The 881-nt window shown below is 63.8% G+C and carries 2 tRNA genes; both read left to right on the forward strand.

The annotated features are described in order from the left end of the window. Nucleotides 1-228 precede the first annotated feature (228 nt). A tRNA-Ile gene (locus ACLF3G_RS29495) sits at nt 229-302 on the forward strand. A 134-nt stretch (nt 303-436) separates the two neighbouring features. Next, nucleotides 437-509 (forward strand) — tRNA-Ala (locus ACLF3G_RS29500). The last annotated feature ends 372 nt before the right edge of the window (nt 510-881 follow it).

The raw sequence follows: 881 nt of genomic DNA on the forward strand, positions 1-881 counted from the left end.
GCCGCCATGGGGTGAGGGGTTTCGGCCTCTCGGCTGTGGTGGTTCTGATAGACGGCCTGTTTCAGGCCCTTCTGGATGTCGGATCCGCCCCGGATGGGGTGGGGAGGATGTCTGGACAAGCACCAAGCGATCCATCCGGCTGCCCCTCCCTCCGCCTGTCGTGGCGTGGTGTCCTGTTGCGGCCTTCGGGTTGCCGGGCATTGTGCTGCGCGGGTCAGACAGGTGTGGGGGCCAGTAGCTCAGTTGGTTAGAGCACACGCTTGATAAGCGTGGGGTCGGAGGTTCAAGTCCTCCCTGGCCCATTTTTCCTTGGTCTCTGGCCGAGGAAAAATCCCCCGGAGGGGGTAGCGAGCGATCTGCGCGGCATGCCGCGCAGCGCGGTGTGCCAATGGCACGCCATGTCGCCGCCTCCGGTTGCTCTGGCCTAGGTGATTTCGGGGGCTTAGCTCAGCTGGTAGAGCACCTGCTTTGCAAGCAGGGGGTCATCGGTTCGAATCCGTTAGCCTCCAGATTTGGTGGCTGGCGGGTTGGGTCCGGTGGGTCCGACTTGCGGTTTGCGGGTGCGCCTGGTTGGGCTGCGTCCTTTGAGATCCGTGCTGCCGCGAGGTGGTGCGGACTTCCCTCAACAGTTTCCCGGTCGGGGCTTCGGCTCCGGTTCGGGCATGTTCTTTCAAACGGTGAAGATGATTTGGTGGATGATGATCCGCCGCTGTGGTCCGGGGCGCAAGCTCGGGGCCGGGGTGGCAGGGGTCCTCATCCAGTGTGTGTGTAATTTGGGTAGAGTGTGCCGTTGTCGTTCCTGAGTGGGGGCGGGCTGGCCTGGCGGGAGAGATCCTGTCTGGTGCGGTTTGGTCCTGCGCGCGGACGGCGGTGGTTGAGTA

This window comes from Falsiroseomonas sp. HC035, assembly GCF_050563525.1.
Lineage (GTDB): Bacteria > Pseudomonadota > Alphaproteobacteria > Acetobacterales > Acetobacteraceae > Falsiroseomonas.